The following is a 16,865-nucleotide window of genomic DNA, read 5'->3' as shown; positions in this document are numbered from 1 at the left end:
CCTGTCCATTGCCGGCCGACCCCACTCGCCTGATGGGGAAGCGTCCATGCCACCCCGGACTGCACCCGGAGACGGAGCGGAACACGCATCCAGTGGCGACCGCGAGATGCAAGAAATCCGGCGACGTGGTCGGCGTACCGCCGGACGCTCGCAGCGCGTCGTTCACCGAGTCGTGCGCCTGAGTGATCGCCGGGACCGCCTGATCGCGACATGCGAGCAGGCCGGCTGCCGCTGGAGCAGGAGGAACCGCACCGCCTCTACTCCAGCGGCCCGATCATTTGCACACAACGCGCCTGAGCGCTTCACCTGATCGGGTCCTTCGGCAGCACAGCGGATTATCATGGGGGTTTCGGGGGGGGCGTGAATCGCAGGTGACCCACATGGTCGAGGACGACCCCCTCAGAACACACCGGGATATGGATATGGCGGCTCCACCAGTCGCGGAGCTGAGTTCGGTGGGGTTCGAGGATGCCGAGGAGATCGGGCGGGGCGGGTTCGGCGTGGTCTGCCGCTGCACCCAGCGCGACTTGGATCGCGTCGTCGCGGTGAAGGTGCTCACCACCGCTGAGCCGGACGAGGAAAGCAGAGCGCGATTTCTGCGGGAGCAACGCGCGATGGGGCGACTGACCGGCCACCCGAACATCGTCGGGGTTTTGCAGATCGGCGAGATCTCTTCTGGGAGACCATATTTGGTGATGCAGTGCCACGAGCGCGGATCCCTCGAGGACCGGATCCGCAGGGACGGTCCGCTTTCTGTGGACGAGGTGCTGCGGCTCGGGATCAAGGTGGCCGGGGCGCTCGAGACGGCGCACCGGCTCGGCATCGTGCATCGTGACGTCAAACCGGCGAATATCCTGTTCACCGAATACGGGGAGCCGGCGTTGTGCGATTTCGGCGTCGCCCGTATCGCCGGCGGATTCGAGACCACGGCTGGAACGGTGATGGCGTCGCCGGCTTTTGCTGCTCCCGAGGTTCTCGACGGCCATCCGCCCGGCCCAGCGTCGGACGTGTACGGGCTGGGAAGCACGTTGTTCTGTGCGCTCACCGGACATGCCGCTTTCGAACGCCGGAGTGGGGAACAGGTCGTTGCGCAGTTTCTCCGGATCACCACCGATCCGGTGCCGGATCTGCGCACGGGCGGGATCCCCGACGATGTGTGCGCGGCAATCGAGACCGCGATGCACCGCGATCCGTCGCAGCGCCCCTCCGCCATCGCCGTCGGTAAGCAGCTGCAACGCATCCAGCGCGACCATGGCTACTCCGTCGATGAGATGACCATCCGCGGTGAACCCGACAACGTGCAGGAAGCGCAGGTACCGGCGCGGGGACAGTGCCGTCGCAGCGGGGATACGGGTGCGCTTCGGTTGGAACTGACAAGCTTCGTCGGTCGGAAGGCACAACTGTCCGAGGTGAAGAAGGCGCTGTCGGAATCGCGTCTGGTGACGCTGACGGGCATCGGTGGGGTCGGCAAGACGCGGCTCGCGGCGCGGGCGGCGAGCAAGTTGCGCCGCAGTTACGCAGACGGGGTGAGATTGGTCGAGTTCGGCGACATCGACGACCCGAAGTTGGTGGACGACATTGTGGCTACTTCCGTCGGCGTGCGGAACCTGGCCGGCAGCCCGACGAGGGAGGTGCTGGTCGAGTTTCTGTCGACACGCAAACTTTTGCTGGTGCTCGACAACTGCGAGCACCTGGTGGAGGCGGTCGCGGTCCTCGCGGAGTCGCTACTGCGTGCCTGCGTGGACCTGTCGATCTTGGCCACCAGCCGCGAGGTCCTCGGAATCGGCGGCGAATCCGTGTTGCCGGTGACGCCACTGGGTTTTCCGGATCCGTCCAGCGTGCCCACACTGGGGGAAGCGTCCCGATACGATGCGGTGGAATTGTTCGTCGAACGAGCGGCGGCGGTGGTACCCGGGTTCGAGCTGACTCGAGACAACCGGCTTGCCGTAGCCCGGATTTGTGCCCGGCTGGACGGGTTGCCATTGGCGATCGAGCTGGCCACGGCCCGGCTGCGCGTGCTGTCCGCCGATCAGATCCTCCGACGGCTCGACGACCGGTACACCCTGCTCACAGCGGGCAATCGGGATGTCCCGACGCGCCAGCAGACTCTGTGGTGGTGCATCGGCTGGAGTTACGACCTGTGCACACCACGCGAACAGCAGCTGTGGTCGCGACTGTCGATCTTTGCTCACAGCTTCGACCTCGACGCAGCCGAACAGGTGTGCGGCACCGCCACACCCGACCCCGACCTGCTCGATGCATTGTTCGCGTTGGTGGACAAGTCGATCCTGATCCGGGAGGAATCCCGTGGCGCGGTCAGGTTTCGGATGCTCGACACAGTGCAGAACTACGGCAGGAGAAAGCTCGAGGAGTCAGGTGAGGACCGGGAGATCGGTCGCCGGCATCGGGATTGGTACGAGCGGTTGGCGTTCGACGCGGAGGCCGAGTGGATCAGTCCCCGCCAACTCGAGTGGGATTCTCGCCTCAAGCAGGAACTGCCGAATCTGCGCAGGGCAATGGAGTTCGACGAGGCCGGTGCCGGCGGCATGAGGATCGCGGCAGCTCTGTTCTCGTTCTGGTACATGGGTGGCCGAATCACCGAGGGCCGCAGCTGGCTCGACCGAACTCTGGCCCGCTCGGCCGTTGGACAAGGTCGAGATCGCGCCAAGGCGCTCTACTCGGCCGCGATGCTTGCCGCGGCTCAGGCGGACCTGGCGGCGGCGACAGCGCGGGTGGCAGAACTCAGGGGGCTGGCCGGGCAGATGGCCGGCCCGGAGATCGCCACGTGGGTGGCAGTTGCCGACGGTTACACCGCGCTTGTCAGCGACGATCTCGGCCATGCAGTCGCCCGCCTGGAGCAGGCCGCAGAACTGGTCACAGGCTGTAGTGATCCCGTATTGCGAATGGACTCTTCCCTATTGCTGGGGTGGGCATACCAACTCGGTGGGGATCTCCGGCGCGCGGTCGCCTGTCACGAGCAGACGCTGGCATTCGCGGACTCTCGCGGAGGAGAGACGTCCTTTCGCTCCTGGCTGTTGTGGGCAATGGGCACGGCCGTCTGGAGGCAGGGTGCGCTCGACCGAGCCACGGACCTGTTGCAGGAGAGCCTTCGTCATGCTCGCTCGGTAGATGATCCACTCATCGCTGCGACCAGTCTGGAAGCTCTCGCATGGATCGCTTCGGATCGCGACGATGTCCGCCGCGCCGCTGTGTTGATGGGTGCTGCCGAAGCACTGGGCCGGGCCGCAGGTAGCTCCTCGATCCTGTTCCCCAACCTGGCCACCTATCACCGGGCATGCGAGCGCTGCGCACAGGAGACTCTCGGAACACGAGAATTCGAAAAAGCCCGGGAGGAGGGTGGTGCGATGAGTTTCGCCGTGGCCGCTGCCTTCGGCCTCGGAGAAGACCCCCCATCGCTCGCCGACCGACCGGCGATCCTCACCAAACGTGAGCAGCAGATCGCCGAACTGGTAGCCGAAGGCCTCACCAACAGCGCAATCGCTGGTCGATTGATGATCTCACGGCGCACTGCGGAGGGGCACGTCGAGCACATCCTGACGAAGCTGGGTTTCACCTCGCGGGCTCAGATCGCGAGGTGGGTTGGGGCAGGTGCAGGACCACCCTGAGTTCACATGATCGATGTTCGGGCGTTCGTCTCGTCGGCCGGCGACGCATCGATTTCCCACCGCGTATCCGGGCTCATGCGCTGTGGTTGATCATGACGTGTTTGGTCCGGGAGAAGTCGTCGAGTGCGTAGAGCGAGAGGTCGCGCCCGTAGCCCGATCCCTTGAACCCGCCCCAGGGCACCTCGCATGCGAACACGAGGTGCGAGTTGACCCAGACAGTGCCGAAGTCGAGCCGCTTGGGCACGCTGAGAGCGAGGCCCACGTCCCGGGTCCATACCGACGCCGAGAGTCCATACGGTGTCTCGTTGGCCCTGGCAACCGCATCGTCGGTGGTGCTGAACGATTCGACCGTGACGACGGGGCCGAAGATTTCCTGCCGGGTGATCGGCGCCCCGGCCGGCACCCCGCTGAACACGGTCGGTTCGATGAAGTAGCCAGGGCCGTCCAGGACCGCGCCGCCGATGGCAGCGTGCAGGCCGGCCGCCGTCGCCTCGGCCAACGAGTTCCGTACGCGCTCGAAGTGTGGGCGGGAAACCATAGGACCGATTTCGACGTCGTCGCCGGCGGCCGGCGCGCCGACGACCAGGCTGCCGACTTCCCGAACCAGGAGTTGGGTGAACTCTTCCGCCACCGATTCGTGCACCAGCACCCGGCAGGCTGCGCCGCAGTCCTGGCCCGCATTGCAGAATCCGGCGTTGCGCACTCCGGCCGCGGCCGCACCGAGGTCGGCGTCGGCGAAGACGACGACGGGCGCTTTGCCGCCGAGTTCGAGGTGGACGCGTTTGACCGAACGTGAGGCGGTTTCTGCGACTGACCGGCCACTGAGAACGCTTCCCGTCACCGCGACAAGTGCGATGTCGGGGTGTTCGGCCAGGCGCTGTCCTACTGTTTGGCCAAGGCCGGTCACGATATTGACGGTTCCGGCGGGGATGTGTCCGGCGATGAGCTCGGCCAGTTTCAGTATCGACAGCGGCGTCTGTTCGGAGGGCTTGAGCACCACGCTGTTTCCGGCGGCAAGAATGGGGGCGATCTTCCAGGCGGCCATCAGCAGCGGATAGTTCCAGGGCGTGATCACCCCGACCACTCCCACCGGCTCGCGGAGAACGACCGAGGTGTGTCCCTGTACATAGTCTCCACCGGCCAGGGAAGTCATCGTCCGTCCCGCCCCCGCCATGAACCGGAACGTGTCGATGGTATTGGAGACATCGTCCTCGGCGATGCTGCGGGGCTTGCCGGTATTCGCGGACTCGAGCACTGTGAGTACTTCGCGGTTGGCTTCTACGATGTCCGCGATCCTGGAGAGCACCTCGGATCGTTCCTTCGGTGTGGTGCAGCCCCACGATCTCTGAGCCTCGACGGCCGCCTGGACAGCCGAATCGACATCGTCGATGGTTCCTGCCGGGACGGATCCGAGGATCTCTTCCGTGGTCGGATCGAGGATGTCGATGACTTCCGTGGACGAGCCCTGGACAAATGATCCGCCGATGAAGTGGCCTGCGGGCGGCACGTCAGCGACCGGGATCTGATCCGGAGAGGGACGCCGAACGGTGAATCGCCCAATTTCAGTTGATGCCATGATTATTCGCCTGTACTTTCTGCGCTCGGTCCGGCGCCTGTAGGCAGGTTCTTCGTTTCGGTCGCGTCGCCGAGGCGTCACGTGCGGCGGAACGATTCCTGCGGCGGGCAAGAGCTGTGGCGGTGAAGTAGTAGAGCAGTGAAACGACAGCCAATCCGACGATGAACGAGATGTCTGTGTTGCCGAGCATTTCGGCGATCGGTCCGATGAAGGCGGTTCCGATGATCATGAACGGGAGTTGTACGGCGACGCCGATGAGGTAGCAGCTGACCGCGGGCCAGTTGACCCGGCCGTAGCGGCCGCCGTCGCGCTGGTAAAAATCTTCGACGACGTAGTCCCCATGCCGGACCAGGTAGTAGTCCACCAGATTCACGGCCGTCCACGGGACCAGCGAACCCAGTAGCAGAACCAGGAAGTTCTTGTAGGTGGCGACGAAGTCGCTGCCCCCGGTGAGCGCGATACCCGAGGCCAGCGCGCACAGTCCGGTGGCGACCAGAGCACGTTCGCGGCCGCGTGCATTGAAGCGCGGAAAGATCGTCTGCGCAATCGTGATCGTGCACAGCGTGCCGCAGTACAGGTTCATCGCGTTCGTAGCGGCGACTCCGATGCTGAAGACCACAACCACCACGACGCTGATCCCGGCGGTGGCCTGGGTCAGGGCGACAACCGGGTCGGTGTGGGGGAGCAGCAATCCGATGCCTGCCCCGAGGAACATCGGCAGGATCGAGCCGATGCTGGTGCCCCAGTAGCACATCCAGAATGCCGGCCTCGGGCCCGTCTTCGCCGGCAGGTAGCGCGAATAGTCGGAAACGTATGGGGCATAGGCGATCTGCCACACCGCACACGCCCCGAAGGTGCTCAGGAAGCCGGCCGGCGTCGCGGTGCCCGTGCTGAAGAAGTGAGCGGGCACCGAGTGGACGATGAACGCCCAGACGAACGCCATCAGCAGAACCAGCCCCGACGCCCACGTCATGATGCGCGCGTAGGCGTGGATCAGGGTGTAACCCCAGATGGCCGCGCAGACGCTGATCGCCGCGAGCACCACGATGCCGGCCTTAGCGCTCAGGAACGGTACGGCTGACGCGAGGGACTCCCCGCCGAAGACAAGAATCGAGACGAAGAACCCGAGGTACATGCAGACGACGACTCCGACGATGAGAATCGATCCCAGCGAACCGAATTGGCCCTTGGTCTGCACCATCTGTGGAACACCCAGCCGCGGCCCCTGAGCAGAGTGCAGCGCCATGAAGATCGCACCGAAGAGATTTCCTGCGATGATCGCCAGCGCGGCCGACCAGGCGGGCTGCCCGAAGAGGGTCGTCGACAACGCCCCGGTGACGACCGCCAGGATCATGATGTTGGTTCCGAACCAGATCGTGAACATGTCCCGGTTGCGCCCGTGGCGCTGGTCGGCCGGGATCGGTTGGATGGTGGCCGATTCGATGAGGGTGACGGATCCTTCACGCCCGCTGTGATTTTCACTCACTGGTGTTGCCTTTCGCAGGCCCCGGGGCAGGTTGGGAGATGGTGGTTCCGGCAGCGACGGGCTCGATCAGCGGATGACGAAGCCGCGCTCGACAACGTCGGTGAGAAGATCGGCGTAGGAATCCATGTCGTCGCGGGCCGGACGCGGTGCCGCGGCATAGGGCATGGCGGCCTTCACGGCGGGACTGAGGAAGTACGCGCCTGCCGTCAGCACCGTCAGTGCCTCGAACTGGTCGGGCCGGTGCGCGGCGAGCTCATCGAGAGCGGCTTCGGGGTCCTTGCCGGTGCACGAGGCGACGGCGGCGGCGAAGGCCTCGGCGATATCGGGCCGGTAGCCGAGAACCTGGTCGAGCAACGCGTCGGGTACTCCGGCGGCGCTCGCCGAGGGCATGGAGCCGGACGCGGGAATCAGTGTGTCGGCGAGAAGCGCGAAGGTGCGGCGCTGGTCGGAATCGAGCATCATGCTGTCCTTAGAACGCGGTCTGGATGCTGTGGTGGGTTTCGGCGAGGTGCCGCATCGAGCGCAGAGCAATCGCCATGATGGTCGCGGTCGGGTTCACGCCCGTGGAGGTGACGAAGACGCTGCCGTCGATGATGAACAAGTTGGGTACGTCGTGTGCCCGACCCCACTGATCGACGACGGAGGTGGCGGGGTCGGTGCCCATGGTGGCGGTGCCGAGCAGATGCCAGCCGCTGTGGCGTACCACTGGAATCGGGTGGACTTCGACAGCCCCGGCGGCCTGATGCGCCTCGATCGCCCGCTCCACGTTGAATTTGAGCATTCGCTCACAGTTCTCACCGATGGTGTAGCGGATTTTCGCGGCCGGGATCCCGTCGGAGTCTGTGACGTGCGGGGCGAGCACGACCGCGTTGTGCTCGTCGGGCAGGTCTTCAGTGGTGATCCCCCATTCGGTGTAGCGCCCGAACGTGCGCTCGAGGCGCCTGTGGAAGGCGGGTCCGAAACTCCGACGCCAGTCCTGGCCCCGCTCCCACAGGGCGTGGGCGAGCGGGCCACCGGTCGGCATCAGGTTCCACTTCGCTCCCCGCACGAAACCGCGGTCGGTGTCGGTCTCGTAGAACTGCATCGACTGCAGCGCCTGTCCTGCCGGGCCGAGCCAGGTTTCGAGCTCTTCGTCGTAGGCGCCGAATACCGAGGCGTACGGGTGCGTCATCAGACGCTTGCCCACCAGCCCGGAGGAGTTGGCCAGGCCGTCGGGGAAGAGTGACGAGGTCGAGTTCAGCAGCAGGCGCGGTGTGCCCACACCGTTCGCGGCCATCACGGTCACCCGGGCCGCCAGGTGGTGCAGGTTCCCGTCGCGGTCGATGTACTCGGCGCCGGTGACAAGGCCGCGGTCGTTCACGGTGAGCCGGCTGACCCGGGCACCGGTGATCAGCACCGCACCCAGCGCGATCGCGTCACGCCAGTGTGTGAGGTCGGTGCTGGCCTTGGCTCCGGTTGGACATCCGGATTCACACGCGCCGTAGCGCAGACAGGCCGGGCGGTTCTTGAAGTCGCGCGAGGCGATGGCATTCGGTGCCGGCCACCAGTGCCAGCCCAGCTTGTCCATCCCTTTGGCCGCGACCAGCCCGTACTTGCCGATCGGCAGCGGCGGCAGCGGAAAGGAGTGCGGATCCGGATAGGCGGGGTCGCCTTCCAGCCCGGACGCGCCGATATGGAAGGTGACCTCGTCGTAGAACGGTCGCAGATCCTCATAGGTGAACGGCCAGTCCTCGGCCACGCCGTCGAGTGTCCTGACCCGGAAGTCCGACGACATCGCGCGCACCCAGTGCCCGGAGAACAGGATCGTGCTGCCGCCGACCCCGTTGAACATCAGCGGTTCGACCGGGCTCTCGGTGGCATCGACCGGATAGTCGGCCGGGTTCTGACGCACATTCGGGCTGGAGTTCCACTGCTTGAGACGGGTGAGCTCCCACGACGGTTTGTCGCCGGTGAAGTCGTCGGGCAGGTTCCAGTCTCCCTGCTCCAGACACACGACCTCGAGGCCTCGGCCGGCCAACTCGAGTGCTGCCACCCCGCCGGATGCTCCGGCGCCCACGATGAGGACGTCGGCTCCTTCGGCGGTGTCATAGTCGAGGTGCTGTGTGTTCATCGGCTGTGCTCCTGGTCGGCTCGAGCCCGGCCGAAGCCGGTCGCGCCCATGTCCTTCCCTGGATCGGGGGAGTCACGAAGCAATGATGCGTGGGTCACACCTCGCCCGCCAGCATCGATCCGCAACAAACCGGCGAACCTGTGTTGTGCAAACGCACAAGCAGATGACATGCACACGTCACGCGACGTCGTGGGAGCAGCCGGCAGTGGGACTGAATATCCGGGCGAAGGCCGGCAGTGCGACTCGCGAGTCCGCGCGGGACAAGTCCTGGTATCAGGTGAAGGCCTTGGCGACGAAGGGGATCGAGTCGGCCTGGGAGGCGAGCACGGTGCCGTTGTGGTCGGTGGCGTAGGTGTGCAGGGTCAGGGGTTGGTGGTCGGCGGTGAGGGTGGCTGCGTAGCGCAGGGTGTTGGGCATGATGATGTTGGTGTCGCGCAGGCCCTGGCCGATGAATACCGGTTTGTCGAAACCTGTTTCGGGCAGGGCGAGGTCGTCGTGCAGCATCCCGGGCGGTAGTTCGCTCAGTGGACGGGCCAGCAGGTCTTTGAGCGAGACTCCGGCGGCGGTGAGTTCGGTGTACATGTCGTCTCCGCAGATCTGCTGGGCGCGGGTGAACCAGTAGCGGCCGGCGTCGGTGAGGTAGGAGTCGATGTCGAGGTCGGGGTGGCTGGTTTTCAGGCCGTTGAGGACGTAGAGGGTGGCGCGGGTGTTGTAGCCGCTGAGCTTCACCGGCGGGAATGCGGGTCCGGCCGCGCCGATGAGTTCTTCGTTGTAGGCGGGGACTCCGGTGCCGACCGCGCCGCGGTAGTCCAGTTCGCCGCCGCCGAATTCGGTGGCGTAGCGGGCGGTGAACATGGCGGCTTCGCCGCCTTGGGATTGACCGACGACGACCCATTTCCGCGACAGGCTGGGGTAGTGGCGGGTGGCGGCTCTGACGCCGTCGACGATGTTGGCGGCTTCGACCTTGCCGTTGAGGTAGGGCTGCTCGCCGGGGGTGCCGAGGCCGGCGTAGTCGGAGGCGACGACCGCGTAGCCCTGATCGAGCCAGGTGTCGAGGTAGGCCCAGTCCCGCTCGACTTCGGCGGGTCCGCGCACGGAGTAGGCGCATTGGTCGGCCAGGCCGAGGGTGCCGTGGGCCCAGGCGATGATCGGCCAGCCACCGGGCGGTGGCGGGCCGGGCGGGAAGTAGACCGCGCCGCTGGAGGTGGCCGGCGCCCCGCCCGCGGTGGTGGTCGTGTAGATGATGCGGGCGGAGTCGACCGAACCGGGCAGCGTTGCTGCCGGGGCGAGAGGTTCGACGGATTCGACGACGCCGGTTTCGGGTGCGGGGACGGGCGCGGCGGCGGCGGGCACGGCGGGCAGCGCGGCCAGGGTGGCGAGCACGGTCGCGGTGAGCGGCCAGGATGCGGACATCAGGATCGGGTCTCCGGGTGTCGGGGATCAGGCGTGGATCCGGTTGCGGGACAAGGTGTTCAGAGGTGGCGCGCGGTGGCGCCGGGTGGTCGGTGGCTGGTGGGTGTGAAGGCGGTGATGGCGGCGGCGACGCTGTGGGGGTCTTCGATGGGCAGGAAGTGGCCGATGTCGGGAATTTCGGTGAAGCGGGCGCGGGGGGCCAGTTCGGACAGGGCGATGCCCATGGCGATCACGGCGACCGGGTCGGCCGAGCCCCACACGAATTGCACGGGCGCGGACTCCGATTCGGTGATCAGGGCATCGAGCCAGCGTTGCTGGTGCAGGTAGCGTTCGCGCACGTAGGCGTAGACGTGCGGCAGCCGGTGGTGGCCGTGGCGGTAGGCGAGCAGTTCGGTCATGACCCGCGCGTCCTGGTCGGACAGGCGGTGCGGGCGGGCCATCAACTGCCGCAGCCCGGGCACGTAGCCGGGCAGCATGCCCGCGCACACGTGCACGGCTTCGGGCAGTCGTGAGGGTGTTTCGAGCATGCGCTGGAAGTCGGTGAGCTGGGCGTGGGTTTTGAGGATGCTGCCGTTGAGGAAGGTGGAGCCGGCCACGGTGAACGGCAGGTTCCCGGCGTGTTTGCGCGCGAGGAGTTCGGTGTGCAGGCTCGTGCCCATGTCGTGGGAGATCACGTGGGCTGTGGTGATGTCGAGGGCGGCGGTGACGGCTTCGACGACATCGGCCTGCTGGAACATCGAGTAGCTGTAGTCGAGGGGTTTGTCGGAGAGCCCGAACCCGGGCAGATCGACCGCGACACAGTGGAAGTCGTCGGCGAGCAGCTCCATGGTGTCGCGCCAGTCGAAGCTGGAGGTGGGAAACCCGTGGATGAACAGCAAGGTGGGTGCGCCGCGATGGCCGCGTTCGGTGACGAACACCTCCATGCCGAACGCGTCGACATGGCGGCCGCACGCGCTCCAGACCCGCGCGGCGGCAGACAGATTGGTCGACATTGGATCTCCTGGTCAGGTCGAGGGTTCGGAGAAGGAGCGTGGGTCTGCTGTGGTGTCGGGCAGGGTTCAGCTGTTGGGCCGCCCGCCGCCGCGGACCCACACCCAGGTGCCGGCGAACGCGGCGAGCAGGGCGGGTTTGTTGAGGATCAGCGCGAGGGTGCCCAGCAGCACGACGTTGTTGGCCAGATACACCGGGGCCATGATCAGCACGTGCACGGCACAGAACGCGGTCCACGCCGCAGTCAGGCGCCGGTGCAGCCGCACCCGCGCGGCCGGGTCGGGAACCTCGGCGGGCTCGAAGCGGATCTTGCGGCAGATCGGCAGGGTCAGCGGAGTGGCGGCGGCCAGGCTGAGCGCGAACGCGACCGCGAGGGCGGCGTAGAGGATCAGCGGCGGCAGGAAGAAGTCACGCCCCTCGCCGGTGGTGGCGGCCATGGCCGAGAACACCAGCACGATGGCGGTGGACACGGCCACGACTTTGGGGCGGTCGCCGTGCCGCAGCCGCACCACACCCACGGCCAGCGCGGTCAGGATCGCGGCGACGATACCGACGAGGATGCCGGCCAGCGAGAAGCCGACCACGTAACCCAGGATCGGGGCGGCACCGTCGACGAGGTGGCGGGCACCGCCCATCTCGCGGATCTTCGCCCACAACGCCCGCGCTCCCGGGACCGGAGCCGACGCGGAGCCGGGCGCGGGCGGAGTGTGGGGTGAGAGCGGGGTATTCGGTGCGGGCGGGGTGTCGGGTGCGGGGGGAATTGTCATGTGAGTCAACGCCTTCGATGCGCCGGGGCGGGGCCGGACGGGGTTGGGTGGTGTCAGAAGCCGGGCAGCACGCCGCCCTCGGGTGCGATCACGCGCGCATTGAGGTCGGTTTCGATGCCGCCGAGCGCCTTTCGGGTGAGCAGCCACACCGCGATCAGCAGGCCGGCGGCGGGGTCGAGCAGCCGGAGCGGGGCGGCGACGCGAATCATCTTGTCGGGCCAGTACTTCCGGGCCATATGGGCGGCCACCTCGGTCAGCATCTGCCCGGGCGGAGTGCCCAGCCGCTCGGGCCAGTACCGGCGCACCAGGACCAGGTTCCAGGACCGATCCGCGGGGCGGGCCGGCGCGGCGGGGTCAGTCGACCGCGGGGGGCGGGGTTTCGCCGGGGGTGCCCATCGCGGCGGCGGCTTCGGGTCCGCCGAAGCGGGCCACCAGCGCGGCCTGATCGGCCTTGGCGTGCTTGTCGACACCCTCGGTGGTCTCCGGGTCGAGCAAATGGACCAGTTCCGCGGTGAGTTCCGCGACCACCCCGGCGTGGGTGGGGTCGGCGGCCAGGTCCCGGGTCTGGTCGGGGTCGTCGACCACGTTGAACAGCTCGGGGTCGTAGCCGACGTAGTGGTGCAGCACATGGTCGCCCTTGCGCAGCAAGAACGCCGCGCTCGGTGCGCCCATGGCGTGGTATTCGCTGAACACCACCCGCTGCGGGTCGGTGGGGCCGGCGGCCAGCTCGCGCAGCGAGCGACCCGGACGCGCGGGCCCCGCCGGGATGACCCCGGCGGCGTCGAGGATCGTCGGGTACAGATCGACGAGGCTGGCGGGGGTGTCGCACACCTGCCCCGCCGAGACGCCGGGCCCGGCCACGATCAGGGGGACGCCGGAGGATTCGGTGTACATCAGCGATTTGCCCCACAGGCCGCGGCTGCCGACCATGTCGCCGTGGTCGCTGGTGTAGACGACCAGCGTGTTGTCGGCCTGGCCGGAGGCGTCGAGGGCGGCGAGAATGCGGCCCAGGTTGTGGTCGAGGTAGGACACCAGCCCGTAATAGGCGGCCGCGGCGCGGCGGCGTTCCTCCTCGGTGTTCGCGTTGTCCAGACCGGGCAGGACTCCGGCGAACGTTTCGACCCACGGGTGGCGGGTGTGGCCGTGTTCGGGGCGCATGGTCGGGACCGGCATCTGCGCCGGGTCGTACATCTCGAAGTACTCCGGCGGCGCGAGGTAGGGGAAGTGCGGGGCCAGCAGCCCGGTGTAGAGCACCCACGGCTCGCCGCTGTCACCGTTGCGGGTGAGCCAGTCGCAGGTGCGGTCGGTGACCGCGGCGTCGTAGCGGGTGTAATCCGATTCCGCGCCACCGGAGATCGACACCATCAGTGGGGCGTTGTCGCGGCGCGGCAGCGGATCGCGCACCGACCCCCACACCTGCCCGATCCCGTCCTTCAAGTGCATCGGCAGATGCTGGACGTCGAACCCGGTGGGATCGGAGGCGTTGCGGTAGTGCAGTTTCCCGATCGATTCGACGCGGCGGCCTGCGCGTTGGAGCTGGTGGCCCCAGCCCTCGACGGCGCCGTCGTAGCCCATCGCGTTGTCCCAGTACCCGGTCTGATGCGGGTACAGCCCGGTCGCGAACGACGCCCGCGACGGCACGCAGATCGGGCTGGGGCAGTAGGCGTTGGTGAAGCGGGTGCCGCGCGCGGCGAGCGCGTCCATGTTCGGGGTGTGGATGAGCGGATTGCCGGCGGCGCCGAGGATTTTCGGGTTGTGCTGGTCGGACATGACGACCAGCACGTTCATCGGCTGTTCGGACATGGTGTGTCCCCTTTCGGTGGGGTGGCCGGACGGGGTTGCCGCCGGGCGGGTGGATGTGGGTGGGGTGGTCAGGCGGCGACGCGGAAACCGGTGTTGCCGCTCGAGGAATCGGGGGAGTTGTGGATCCGCGCCGCGACCCGGTACCGGTTGCAGTAGCTGTCGTGGCACAGATACGACCCGCCGCGCAGCACATACGACTCGCCGGCGGCGGGCCCGTGCGGATCGACGACCAGACCGGCGGAGTGCTGGGCGGACCAGTGATCGGCGCACCATTCCCACACATTGCCGACCATCTGATACAGCCCGAAAGCGTTGGGCGCGAACGCCTCCACCGGTGCGGTCCCCGCATACCCGTCGGCGGCGGTGTTGTGGGTGGGGAAGCGGCCACGGAAGATGTTGGCGCGGTAGCGGCCCTCGTCCTCGGGTTCGTCGCCCCACGGGTAGCGGGCATGGTCGAGACCGCCGCGCGCGGCGTACTCCCATTCGGCCTCGGTCGGCAACCGCGCCCCGGCCCATGCGCAGTAGGCCTGCGCGTCGCGCCAGGACACGTGCACCACCGGATGATCGGCGCGGGCCTCGATATGACTGCCGGGGCCTTCCGGAGCCCACCAGGTCGCCCCCGGCACCGCACACCACCACGGTGTCGGCTCGGGGCGGTGGGCGTTGCGGCGCAACACCGCGGGCAGGAACCCGGCGAACACATACGACCAGCCGAACCGTTCGGCGTCGGTGAGATACCCCGTCGCCGTGGCGAATTGGGCGAACTCGGCGTTGGTGACGGTGTGGGCGGCGATCGCGAACCGCGACACCCGCACCGGCCGCACCGGCCCTTCCCCATCGGCCCGATAACAATCGCTGTCCTCGCTGCCCATCCAGAACTGCCCACCGGGCAGCCGGACCAGCGCCGACTCCACCCCGGCGACCTGCGCGGGCACGGTGAGCGGCGCAGCCGCGGGCAGGACGGTGTCGGGGCGAGACGGCGCGCAGCAGGATCCGCCAGTCTCGCGGTCGGGGTTGTGGTCGGGTGTGGGTGGGTGCATGGCGGGTTCTCCTTCCCGGAAGCGGTTCACAGGCCGAGGCTCAGGGTGGCGGTGGTCGCGGCGAGGGCGAGAGCGGTCGCGACGGCGGCGATCACCGGGCCGATCCGGTGCGGGCGCCGCGCCCGCAATGCGAGATTGCGGCGGTAGCAGCAGGTCGCGGTGACCGCGAGCGCGGCCACCGCCGCCACGGTCATGGTGAACGCGACCGTGGCCGCGGTCACCGCGGCGTGGGCCAGCACCGCCATCGCGAGCACCGACGAGAGCGCGGTGCGCCGCCACGCCAGCGCGGTCCGTTCGACCGCCAGCCCGGCGTCGGCCGGCCAAGACCCCGCCGTGCTCACGACACCAACACCGCGACGCCCGCGGCCAGCGCGACCACGCTGACCCCGACCGCGAGCACCGGCACCAGCGCCGACCCGGGTAGGTGCTCGCCGCGGGTCATGGCGGCTTCGACGCGTTTCCACTGCCGGTGCGCGTACGCCGCGATCGCCACCGCCAAACCGGCACACGCCGCGGCGACAGCGCGGCGGAACCCCGAGGTCGAGAACTGCTCGGCCAGGGTCTGCACCGCCACCCCGCCGGCCAGCAACCCCAGCGCCGTGCGGATCCATGCCAGGAAGGTGCGCTCGTTGGCCAGGCTGAACCGGTAGTCGATCGGCCCGGCGTGCTCGCCGGTCTCGGCCGGGTGGGGGCCACCGGTTTCGGTGGCCTGTTCGCTGGTGGGGCTGTGCACGTCGTTCGTTCCTCGCTCGGTCGCGATCCAACACTCAACCCCCTGTTAGACATCATGCCTAAAAGTCGACATCGTGTCTACTAACCTATGGAAGTTCACAGAATCGGCGGGTACTGCGGACCGAACAGAGAACCGCAAGCGGCGGCCCGGGCACCAGCTGACCCGCACAGGCGCGGGCGAAGAACTCCGGATCGATGCGCAGTTCGGTGGCGTGAGCCGCCGCGCGGGCGGCGAAGAATTCCCGGGCCCCGCCGCAGTGGCGGATCCGGCGGATGCGGTGAGCCAGGGTGCGGTGCGGTGGCGCCACTTCCAGTACCAGGTGTTGCCCGAACTCGACTCACACCCGGCGACATTGCGGATGACCGCACGCAACTGATGCGGTTCTCGGGGACGATTCGGGCCGCGAGCGTCACCCCACCTGGGGGCGTGGCGGTCAGGCCGAGGCAAAGGCGACTCGAACGCACCGATCACCTGGTCGGTCGACTCCGGGTTCGAGTCCGCTCCGCAGGCGGCGGTGCGGGTGGCCGGGGTGTCGGATGCCGCTTGCCGACTAGGGGGTCAGTGAGCGCCGCAGGTCGTTGCAGTAGTGGGCGAAGGTCGCGCTCATGTCGATGCTGGGGTCGATCAGCCATTGCGACTCGAGGCCGTCGATGACGGCGATGATCAGTCCGGCGATCTGGGGGACCTCGGCATCGGCGCGAACCTGGCCTTGTTCGATACCGCGCTGCACAGCGGATTCGATCACCGACCGCATGAACGCGAGCCGCAGCGTGACCCATTCGAAGGCGGGATGGTTCGGCCCGGTCGCTTCGGCCGCGGTCAGGTGTGCCAGACGGATCACATTGCGATTGTTCTCGTTGTTCGCGATCACCCGGGTCAGGAAGGTCAGCAGGTCCTCGAATGTCATCGATTGCAGGTCTTCCGGGCGTGTGGCGGTCGCCTGCAGATCCTGCAGGTCGCGTGCTCCCAGCACAGCCTGCAGGAGTGCGGCCTTGCTCGGGAAGTGGTGCAGCAGACCGGACTGGGATATGCCCGCCTCAGCGGCGATTTTGGCCAACGAGCCGCCCCGGAACCCGTGCTGGGCGAAATGCTCGAACGCCACCTCGACGATCCTGGTGCGTGCGGCCTCTCCGGAACGTTGCGCGAAATCGGTTGTCGCCATGAATCAAGACCCTAGGACACCCGTCGCGACGGGCCCGATCTCATTTTCCCGGCACCTTCGATGCGGTGCGTCCGATATATGAGCTCGGTGTCGATTCCGGCCGGTGCAACCTCTGAGTGACCTGTGCTCATTCCTGTCGTCCTCGCTCTGCCACGTTCC

15 protein-coding genes are annotated in these 16,865 nt (G+C 67.6%); 2 read left to right on the top strand and 13 right to left on the bottom strand.

Translation table 11 applies throughout. The annotated features are described in order from the left end of the window. Positions 1-380: 380 nt before the first annotated feature. Positions 381-3,626 carry a protein kinase gene (locus ACFXIV_RS15075; protein WP_379421267.1) on the top strand — a complete coding sequence of 1,082 codons (3,246 nt, stop codon included), beginning with the start codon at positions 381-383 and terminating at the stop codon, positions 3,624-3,626. A gap of 73 nt (positions 3,627-3,699) precedes the next feature. On the opposite strand, the gene ACFXIV_RS15070 is transcribed toward ACFXIV_RS15075, so the two are convergent. The 12 genes from ACFXIV_RS15070 to ACFXIV_RS15015 form a co-directional block, all read right to left on the bottom strand. Further along, positions 3,700-5,202 (bottom strand): aldehyde dehydrogenase family protein, encoded by a 1,503-nt coding sequence (locus ACFXIV_RS15070; RefSeq protein ID WP_379396641.1) that lies wholly within the window; start codon positions 5,200-5,202, stop codon positions 3,700-3,702. Beyond that, positions 5,189-6,688, bottom strand: a complete 1,500-nt coding sequence (locus ACFXIV_RS15065; protein WP_379396639.1) for a purine-cytosine permease family protein — start codon at positions 6,686-6,688, stop codon at positions 5,189-5,191. The genes ACFXIV_RS15070 and ACFXIV_RS15065 overlap by 14 nt, the downstream gene beginning before the upstream one ends. 66 nt (positions 6,689-6,754) lie before the next feature. Beyond that, positions 6,755-7,147: a hypothetical protein gene (locus tag ACFXIV_RS15060; RefSeq protein WP_379396637.1), complete on the bottom strand. Its 393-nt coding sequence runs from the start codon at positions 7,145-7,147 to the stop codon at positions 6,755-6,757. A 10-nt stretch (positions 7,148-7,157) separates the two neighbouring features. After that, positions 7,158-8,798: a GMC family oxidoreductase gene (locus ACFXIV_RS15055; RefSeq protein WP_379396635.1), complete on the bottom strand. Its 1,641-nt coding sequence runs from the start codon at positions 8,796-8,798 to the stop codon at positions 7,158-7,160. Positions 8,799-9,071: 273 nt separating this feature from the next. Then, positions 9,072-10,211, bottom strand: a complete 1,140-nt coding sequence (locus ACFXIV_RS15050; RefSeq protein ID WP_379396633.1) for a lipase family protein — start codon at positions 10,209-10,211, stop codon at positions 9,072-9,074. A 59-nt stretch (positions 10,212-10,270) separates the two neighbouring features. Beyond that, on the bottom strand, positions 10,271-11,203 hold the full coding sequence (locus ACFXIV_RS15045; RefSeq protein WP_379396631.1) for an alpha/beta fold hydrolase: 933 nt from the start codon (positions 11,201-11,203) through the stop codon (positions 10,271-10,273). 66 nt (positions 11,204-11,269) lie between these two features. Beyond that, positions 11,270-11,968, bottom strand: coding sequence for a DUF3159 domain-containing protein (locus ACFXIV_RS15040; protein WP_379396629.1), 699 nt, complete (start codon positions 11,966-11,968; stop codon positions 11,270-11,272). Positions 11,969-12,021: 53 nt separating this feature from the next. Continuing rightward, positions 12,022-12,273 carry a hypothetical protein gene (locus ACFXIV_RS15035; protein WP_379396627.1) on the bottom strand — a complete coding sequence of 84 codons (252 nt, stop codon included), beginning with the start codon at positions 12,271-12,273 and terminating at the stop codon, positions 12,022-12,024. Between the two features lie 49 nt (positions 12,274-12,322). After that, positions 12,323-13,771 (bottom strand): sulfatase-like hydrolase/transferase, encoded by a 1,449-nt coding sequence (locus ACFXIV_RS15030; protein WP_379396625.1) that lies wholly within the window; start codon positions 13,769-13,771, stop codon positions 12,323-12,325. Positions 13,772-13,839: 68 nt separating this feature from the next. Further along, positions 13,840-14,811: a formylglycine-generating enzyme family protein gene (locus ACFXIV_RS15025; protein WP_379396623.1), complete on the bottom strand. Its 972-nt coding sequence runs from the start codon at positions 14,809-14,811 to the stop codon at positions 13,840-13,842. 26 nt (positions 14,812-14,837) lie between these two features. Continuing rightward, on the bottom strand, positions 14,838-15,152 hold the full coding sequence (locus ACFXIV_RS15020) for a DUF202 domain-containing protein (RefSeq protein ID WP_379396621.1): 315 nt from the start codon (positions 15,150-15,152) through the stop codon (positions 14,838-14,840). Continuing rightward, positions 15,149-15,544: a YidH family protein gene (locus ACFXIV_RS15015; RefSeq protein ID WP_379396619.1), complete on the bottom strand. Its 396-nt coding sequence runs from the start codon at positions 15,542-15,544 to the stop codon at positions 15,149-15,151. Before ACFXIV_RS15015 ends, ACFXIV_RS15020 begins: the two co-directional genes overlap by 4 nt. A gap of 73 nt (positions 15,545-15,617) precedes the next feature. Between ACFXIV_RS15015 and ACFXIV_RS15010 the strand changes: the two genes are divergently transcribed. Beyond that, positions 15,618-15,920, top strand: coding sequence for a hypothetical protein (locus ACFXIV_RS15010; RefSeq protein WP_379396617.1), 303 nt, complete (start codon positions 15,618-15,620; stop codon positions 15,918-15,920). Positions 15,921-16,094: 174 nt separating this feature from the next. On the opposite strand, the gene ACFXIV_RS15005 is transcribed toward ACFXIV_RS15010, so the two are convergent. Then, the gene (locus ACFXIV_RS15005) at positions 16,095-16,706 is read right to left on the bottom strand and encodes a TetR/AcrR family transcriptional regulator (protein ID WP_379396615.1); all 612 of its coding nucleotides are present in this window, start codon (positions 16,704-16,706) and stop codon (positions 16,095-16,097) included. Positions 16,707-16,865: the final 159 nt, after the last annotated feature.

The sequence above is a fragment of the Nocardia sp. NPDC059236 genome (assembly GCF_042754085.1).
In the GTDB taxonomy this organism is placed as follows: Bacteria; Actinomycetota; Actinomycetes; order Mycobacteriales; family Mycobacteriaceae; genus Nocardia.
This window is presented reverse-complemented; position numbering and strand designations above follow the sequence as displayed.

Coding starts and splice junctions, on each gene's coding strand:
- ACFXIV_RS15075 (WP_379421267.1), top strand. CDS start 381: ATGGTCGAGGACGACCCCCTCAGAACACACCGGGATATGGATATGGCG.
- ACFXIV_RS15070 (WP_379396641.1), bottom strand. CDS start 5,202: ATGGCATCAACTGAAATTGGGCGATTCACCGTTCGGCGTCCCTCTCCG.
- ACFXIV_RS15060 (WP_379396637.1), bottom strand. CDS start 7,147: ATGCTCGATTCCGACCAGCGCCGCACCTTCGCGCTTCTCGCCGACACA.
- ACFXIV_RS15055 (WP_379396635.1), bottom strand. CDS start 8,798: ATGAACACACAGCACCTCGACTATGACACCGCCGAAGGAGCCGACGTC.
- ACFXIV_RS15050 (WP_379396633.1), bottom strand. CDS start 10,211: ATGTCCGCATCCTGGCCGCTCACCGCGACCGTGCTCGCCACCCTGGCC.
- ACFXIV_RS15045 (WP_379396631.1), bottom strand. CDS start 11,203: ATGTCGACCAATCTGTCTGCCGCCGCGCGGGTCTGGAGCGCGTGCGGC.
- ACFXIV_RS15040 (WP_379396629.1), bottom strand. CDS start 11,968: ATGACAATTCCCCCCGCACCCGACACCCCGCCCGCACCGAATACCCCG.
- ACFXIV_RS15030 (WP_379396625.1), bottom strand. CDS start 13,771: ATGTCCGAACAGCCGATGAACGTGCTGGTCGTCATGTCCGACCAGCAC.
- ACFXIV_RS15025 (WP_379396623.1), bottom strand. CDS start 14,811: ATGCACCCACCCACACCCGACCACAACCCCGACCGCGAGACTGGCGGA.
- ACFXIV_RS15005 (WP_379396615.1), bottom strand. CDS start 16,706: ATGGCGACAACCGATTTCGCGCAACGTTCCGGAGAGGCCGCACGCACC.